Raw genomic sequence first — 7,183 nt, forward strand, 5'->3', positions numbered from 1 at the left:
GTTGCCGCGAGCTCATGCGGCCCGGCGCCGGGAAGGTCGTGGCCAGCGCCTCGGCGGTCGCCCGGTAGGCGGCCTCGGTCCGGGCGAGGCGCACCGCCCGGTCGGGCTCACGACGGGCCCGGCCCAACTGCACTCCGACACCCATCGGGTACCACCACTGCCGATCGACCTCGAGCGACCACTGAGCCGGGTCGAGGTCGAGCGCGACGGGCCCGGCGACCGCGGCCTGCGCCGCCACGGAGGCGAGTGAGTCGAGCAGGTACGCCAACACCGATGCGGCGGACAAGCCGGGCGGCACGACGCCGTACGTGTCCTGGGTGATGGCGCCGTGTTCGGCCATCCATCGCCGGGCCACGGCCGGATCGTCGATTACCGCGTCATAGCGCACGTCCAGCGAGGTGGTGACGGCCCGCACGTGCAGATGCGCCACCCGCCCATCGACGCGCGCCAAGGCCGCGGTGAAATCCGCCGGGGAAAGAACGGAATTCGCGCCGATGGGCACAACGCCGGCGCCCCCGTCGGAGGAGACAGGGGCGCCGGGGTCGGTCATACCGATAACGCTACGCGATCAGTTGGCGGCCTCGTAGGCTTCCATGATCGCGGCGCTGATGCGCCCACGGTCGGAAACCTCGTAGCCATTCGCACGGGCCCACGTACGGATCTCCGTGAGGTCGGGACGGGCGCCCTTACGGCCACCAGTCGCCACCGAACCGCCACTGCTGCGCCGGGCCGAGGTAATCTTTCGGCCGCCGGAACGACGGGCATGCGCCACATACGTCGAAAAGGCGTCGCGCAGCGCCTCGGCATTGTCCGCCGTCAGGTCGATTTCGTAGGACACGCCATCGAGACCAAAGGTCACGGTCTCGTCGGCGTCCGTGCCATCAAGGTCGTCGACAAGCAAGACCTGAACACGCTGAACCATGGGAGTCACTCCTGAGTGCATTGATGCGGAATTGGATGCACCCACATTTGAACATATCTTGCGCCGTTCCGCGGCTTTCAGCTCTGGGGATTTTGCTCAATCTGAGCCGAATCCACCTGATCTGCCTCACCCGTGGCCGATTCGGCCGTGTGGGTGTCGGCCGAACCGGAGGCGGAAGAACCAGTCTCCGCAGAACCAGACGCGGTGGGGGCCACGATTCGCTGCGGACGAATGGATCGTCCGTGGTCCTTCTCCCATTGCGCGACCGCACGGCGCTCCCGCCGGTCACCTTCGATCATCGACTTGATGGCGATGTAGAAGAGGATGGCGACGCCGATCGTCGGGGCGATGGCAATGATGTATGGGTACGCCGCTTCCCACATGTCAGTTGGCCTCCGGCTTCAGGTGGGGGAACAGGATCGTCTCGCGGATGCTCGCGCCGGTGAACAGCATGACGAGCCGGTCCATACCCAGACCCATTCCACCCATGGGCGGAGCGCCGTACTCGAGGGCGCGCAGGAAGTCCTCATCGAGCTGCATGGCCTCCGGGTCACCGGCCGCCGCCTGCAGCGACTGGGCGGTGAGCACCTCGCGCTGGATGACCGGGTCGATGAGTTCGGAGAATGCGGTGCCGCGCTCGACTCCGGCAATGATGAGATCCCAGGCCTCGATCAATCCGGGCGTCGTGCGGTGCGGGCGGGCCAGCGGCTGGGCGACGGCCGGATAGTCATAGAGGAATGTCGGCTGCAACAGGTTGGGCTCGACAAGTTCGCCGACGATTTCCATGGCAATGTGACCGCCCTCCCACGCCGGGTCGATCTCCACGCCCAAACGCGCGGCATGGGCGCGCATGGTGGCGACGTCGGTGTCGACGGTGACCTCTTCACCGATCGCCTCCGAGGCGGCGTCATAGACCTTGAGCCAGCGCCATTCCCCATCGAGATCGACGACGCCGTTCGGAGTTTCGATCTGCCGGGAGCCGACCGCGTCCGCGGCCGCGAGGTACAGCTCGCGCATGAGTTCAGCCATCGTGTGCTGGTCGCCATACGCCTGATAGGCCTCAAGCATGGTGAATTCCGGGGAGTGCGTCGCGTCGACACCCTCATTGCGGAAGATGCGACCGATCTCGAAGACCTGGTCGACACCGCCGACAACGGCCTTCTTGAGGTTGAGTTCGAGCGCAATGCGCAGCGACATTGTCTGGTCGAACGCATTCATGTGCGTTTCGAACGGGCGCGCCTTGGCACCACCGTGCACCAATTGCAGCACCGGAGTCTCGATCTCCAGGTATCCGCGGTCCTCCAGCGCCCGACGAATCGCCGAGGTCACGACGCTCCGCGTGCGCACCATGTCACGTGCCTCTTGGCGCACGATGAGGTCGGCGTATCGCTGGCGGACGCGGGATTCCTCGGAAAGGTCCTTGTGCATGACCGGCATCGGGCGAAGTGCCTTGCTCGCCATGCGCCAACTCGTGGCCATGACCGAGAGTTCGCCGCGGCGCGAGGAAATGACCCGCCCGGTCACCGCGACGTGATCACCGAGATCGACCTGGGCCTTCCAGCGCCCGAGCGCCTCGTCACCGACCTCGGCCAGGGAGAGCATGACCTGAAGCCGGGTGCCAATGCCCTCCTGCAGCGTGGCGAAGGCGAGTTTGCCGGTGTTGCGGATGAAGATGACGCGCCCGGCGATCGAGACGACATCCTGGGTCTCCTCGCCGGTCTCGAGGTGGCCCCACTGCTCGCGGACCTGCGCCAGGGTGTGCGTGCGCTCGACATGCACCGGGTACGGCTCGCCGCCCTCGGCGAGAATCGCGGCGCGCTTCTCGCGGCGAACGAGCATCTGCTCCGGGAGGTCGATGTCAGGAGTCTCGATCTCGGGGGTTTCGGGAGCAGGAGCGTTTGCAGTCACACGGGCAAGAGTATCCGCGGTGTGCGGGTGCGACCGAATCGTGCGCTCCCCACCCCGCGCCCCCTCGCCGGGTCGAGGTAATGGCGACCGTTACAGCGGTCGTTTATACCTCGAACCGCGTGGGGGCGGAGCGCGGTGGCGTCAGTCGACGAGGTCCAACGCGATGTCGAGGATCGGGCTCGAGTGCGTCAACCCGCCGACCGACATGAAGTCGACGCCGGTCTGCGCGTACTCACGCGCCACCTCGAGCGTCAACCCGCCGGTGGCCTCCAACTCGACCGGCTCACCGAGCTCCGGCTCCAGGGCCCGCACCGCGTCGACGGTCTCGCGCAACAACGCCGGCGACATGTTGTCGCACAGGAGGAACCGCGCTCCGGCCTGAACCGCCTCGATCGCCTCGGCCGTCGTCGTCACCTCGACCTGGATGACGACGTTCGGGAACCGCGTCCGGATCGCATTCCACGCATTCGTCAACGAGCCGGCGGCGAGCTTGTGGTTGTCCTTGATCATCGCCACGTCGTACAGGCCCATGCGCTTGTTCGTACCGCCCCCGGCGCGCACCGCGTACTTCTCCAGCGCCCGCAGCCCGGGCGTGGTCTTGCGGGTGTCGAGCACCAACGCCTTCGTGCCCGCCAACTGCTCGGCCCACGCGGCCGTGTGCGTCGCCACGCCCGACAGTCGCGAGAGGATGTTCAGCATCGTCCGCTCGGCGATGAGGATCTGCTGCACCGGCCCCGTGATCGTCGCGATCACGTCACCGCGCTCGACCCGCGTCCCGTCGGCCAGGCGCACCTCGACCACCGGCACCCTCGATGCTCCGGTGCGTTGAGCGACCATCTGCACCACCAGCGGGATCGCCGGACCACCGGCCACGACCCCCGCCGCCCGCGCGACGACGACCGCACTGGCCTCCTGGTCGGCCGGGATGGTCGCCATGCTCGTGACGTCGAGATCCTCCGGGCCGAGGTCCTCGTCGAGCGCGGTGGCCACGACGCGGCGCGCCTCGGTCTCGGGGAACCCCGGGCCGGCGAACGACGCCGCCAGATCCGCCTCGGCGGGCGCGTCCGGCGACAACGCCGCGAGCGCCGCCGCCTGATCGGTCACGGGCCGGAACCACACCTCCAACGCCCCGGAGGCATCGCGGCGCACCGACTGATGGCCCAGCCACGCCGCATCGTCACGCTCGGGGTGATCGGCCCGCAGATGCCCGCCGCGGGTCTCCTCCCGCTGCCACGCCAGCAGGGTCAACGCCCACCCGACGTGCAACAGGTTCGTCGACTCCCACGACTTCGGCCCACCGCCGACCTTCTTCGTCAACGCTCCAACCTGGGCCAACTCGGCAGCGGTGCGTCGCAGCGACGCGGCCGTGCGCACCGCGCCCGCCCCGCGCGTCATCGCCCCCTGCACCTCGCGGCGACGCTTGGCCCCGATCCGGCTCGCATCGGAGCTCAGTTCGGTCGGGGTCGTCGCCGGCAGCTCACCGGCGGCCAACCGCGCCCCCAGGTCTGCGGCGATCCGGTGGGCGAACACCAACCCCTCGAGCAGCGAGTTCGACGCGAGCCGGTTCGCGCCGTGCACCCCCGTGCACGACGTCTCCCCCACCGCGTACAGCCCCTCCAGCGACGTGCGCCCATCGAGGTCGACCCGCACGCCACCGGAGGCGTAGTGCTGCGCCGGCGCCACCGGCAACAGGTCGTGCACCGGGTCGAAGCCGAGCTCGCGACACCGCGCGACGATCGACGGGAAGCGCGACTCGAGGAACTCCGCTCCGAGATGCCGCGCGTCGAGGAACACGTGATCGGTGCCGGTCGCGGCCATCTGCGCCACGATCGCCCGTGCCACGACGTCGCGGGGGGCGAGGTCCTTGAGCGGGTGGATGCCCTCCATGAACCGCGTGCCGCCCGCGTCGACGAGCACCGCGCCCTCCCCGCGCATGGCCTCCGAGATCAGCGGCTGCTGACCGGTCGCGCCCTCCCCGAGCCACAACACCGTCGGGTGGAACTGCACGAACTCGAGATCGGCGAGTTCGGCGCCGGCCCGCAGCGCCGCCGCCATCCCGCCACCGGTGCTCACACTGGGGTTCGTCGTCGCCGAATACACCTGCCCCAACCCACCGGTCGCCAACACGACGGCCCGGGCGTGCGCCGCTCCGACACCGTCGATCTCACCCTCGCCGAGCACGTGCAGCGTCACGCCGCACACGCGCGACGAGTCGTCGGTGAGCAGGTCGACGACCATCGCGTGCTCGACGACCTCGATGTCCGGGTCGGCCTCGACCGCCCGCAACGCCGCGATGAGCGCCCGGGAGATCTCGGCTCCGGTCGCATCACCCCCGGCATGGGCGATGCGGTCGGCGTGGTGCCCGCCCTCGCGCGTCAGACTGATCTCGCCGGTGGCCGTGCGGTCGAAGTTCGCGCCGAGGTCGATGAGGTCACGCACGCACTGCGGCCCCTCGTTGACGAGCACCCGCACCGCCTCCGGGTCGCATACGCCGACACCGGCGACGAGCGTGTCGTGCAGGTGCGCCTCGGGCGTGTCGGTCTCGTGCAACGCGGCCGCGATGCCGCCCTGGGCCCACATCGTCGACCCGTCGTTGAGCAGCGCCTTCGTCACGAGGATGACCTTGCCGACCCGTTCGCGCAGCTTGAGCGCCGCGGTCAGCCCGGCGATGCCCGACCCGACGACGATGACGTCGGCCTGCGTGGTCCACCCGGGTTCCGGAGTGGCGAGGCGGCGCGGGATGCGCAACTGCGGCCAATCCGCGGGCACGGTCAGGTCGCGGGTGCTCGGCTGCTGCGTCATGCGGGGTCCTCGAGTCGGATCGTTGTGTGGCTGGGTGGGTGGGGTCGCGTCAGTCGGTGCCGGCGAGAAGCCGACGCAGGGTCGCGGCGTCGTCGGCTCGCAGCCGCCCCGCGCGCGCCGCCCGTTCGGTCGTCGCCAGCGCCAGCGCACGGTAGGTCGGCAGGGTATCGGGCGAGGCCTGCGCACACTGACGCAGGTGCTCCTCGACGGTACCGATGTCACCGCGCAGCACGGGCCCGTTCAGGGCGCTGTCACCGTGGCGCAGCGCGTTGTCGAGCTCGGCCTCGGCGAGGTGGCGCAGCAGCGCGCCGGGGTCGCCGACGCCGGCGCCGCGCAGCAGGTCGAGCGCCTGGCCGATGAGGGTGGCCAGGTGTGAGGTGTGGTCGACGGCGGCGCTGTAGCGGGGGCGGCTGGCATCGGCGATCCACACCGGGTGGCCGCCCATCTCGAGCACGAGCGCCTCGGCGACCGGGCGCAGGTCGCCAGCGGAGGTGACGACGAACGGGCAGCCGACGAGCCGGTCGAGGTCGACGTGGGTGCCGGTGAACACCATCGCCGGGTGGATCGCCAGCGGCAGCACCGGCACGGCCAGCGCCGGGTCGAACGGGGCCAGCCCGTGTCGACCGGAGACGTGCATGACGATCTGACCGGGCAACCACGCCTCGATCGCGGTCAGCCCGGTGATGAGCGGGGCGAGGGCGTCGTCGGGCACGGCGAGCACAAGCAGGTCGGCGTCGCTGACGACGTCGGGTACCTCGCGCACCGGCACGCCCGGCAGCAGCGCCGCGGCCCGATCGAGGGAGGCGTTCGACACCGCGCTGATGGCCCGCACATCGTGGCCCGCCCGTTGCAGGGCGGCCCCGATGACAGCGCCCACGTGCCCGGCACCGACGATGCCGGTGCGCAGGCGCGGGGCGTCGGGCGGCAGCGCAGTCACGGACACGAACCTACCGAATCGATCGGTGGTCGCGGTGCGAGAATGGCGCGCATGCTCACAGTTGGGATCGGCGCGGCCGCACAACCCGTCGCGGACACGCTGCTCGACCTCGGCCCCCAGCATCCGACGTCGCACGGGGTGGTCCTGCTCGATCTCGAGATTGACGGAGGCGTGATCGCCCGGGCCGATCCGCGCGTGGGCTTTGTGCATCGCGGGGCCGAGAAGTTGTTCGAGGTCAGGGACGTGCGCCAGGCGATGGCGCTGGCGAACCGGCACGACTGGCACTCCGCGTTCGGCAGCGAGATGGGGCTGGCTATCGTCGCCGAGGAGATGCTGGGGATCGAGGTGCCGCAGCGCGCGAACTGGACCCGCGTGCTACTGGCCGAACTCAACCGGGTGCACGCGCATCTGGCGTTCCTGGGGACGTTCCCGGTGACCCCGCCCGACCCGGGCGACCCGCGGGTGCGGATGTTCGATGAGGCCCAGCAGGTCATCGCGGCGATGGAACTCGTGACCGGGCACCGCATGCACCACACGTTCAACCGCGTCGGCGGGGTCGCGCACCCGGTGCCCGACGGGTGGTTGGGCACGGCCCGCGCGGCGGTCGCGGCCGT

General features: G+C 70.1%; 7 protein-coding genes. 1 reads left to right on the forward strand and 6 read right to left on the reverse strand.

Features of this window, described 5'->3' with window-relative positions:
• The 6 genes from KD1_RS14835 to KD1_RS14860 all read right to left on the reverse strand — a co-directional run.
• A partial coding sequence (locus KD1_RS14835; protein WP_157073391.1) for a hypothetical protein occupies positions 1-550 on the reverse strand: 550 nt, incomplete at its 3' end.
• An 18-nt stretch (positions 551-568) separates the two neighbouring features.
• Entirely contained in the window at positions 569-922 is a 354-nt protein-coding gene (locus tag KD1_RS14840; RefSeq protein ID WP_068403213.1) for a histone-like nucleoid-structuring protein Lsr2, read from the reverse strand.
• Positions 923-999: 77 nt separating this feature from the next.
• Positions 1,000-1,305, reverse strand: a complete 306-nt coding sequence (locus KD1_RS17105) for a hypothetical protein (protein ID WP_174521119.1) — start codon at positions 1,303-1,305, stop codon at positions 1,000-1,002.
• Between the two features lies 1 nt (position 1,306).
• On the reverse strand, positions 1,307-2,761 hold the full coding sequence (gene lysS / locus KD1_RS14850; RefSeq protein ID WP_083542517.1) for a lysine--tRNA ligase: 1,455 nt from the start codon (positions 2,759-2,761) through the stop codon (positions 1,307-1,309).
• A gap of 210 nt (positions 2,762-2,971) precedes the next feature.
• Complete coding sequence (locus KD1_RS17700) at positions 2,972-5,632, reverse strand: L-aspartate oxidase (protein WP_068403217.1); 2,661 nt, start codon at positions 5,630-5,632, stop codon at positions 2,972-2,974.
• 49 nt (positions 5,633-5,681) lie between these two features.
• Positions 5,682-6,569: a Rossmann-like and DUF2520 domain-containing protein gene (locus KD1_RS14860; RefSeq protein WP_245627429.1), complete on the reverse strand. Its 888-nt coding sequence runs from the start codon at positions 6,567-6,569 to the stop codon at positions 5,682-5,684.
• A 51-nt stretch (positions 6,570-6,620) separates the two neighbouring features.
• Between KD1_RS14860 and KD1_RS14865 the strand changes: the two genes are divergently transcribed.
• On the forward strand, positions 6,621-7,183 hold a 563-nt coding region (locus KD1_RS14865), incomplete at its 3' end, for an NADH-quinone oxidoreductase subunit D-related protein (RefSeq protein ID WP_502690827.1).

Origin of the sequence: Kribbia dieselivorans NBRC 106261 (assembly GCF_001552435.1) — a bacterium.
Taxonomy (GTDB): Bacteria; Actinomycetota; Actinomycetes; order Actinomycetales; family Dermatophilaceae; genus Kribbia; species Kribbia dieselivorans.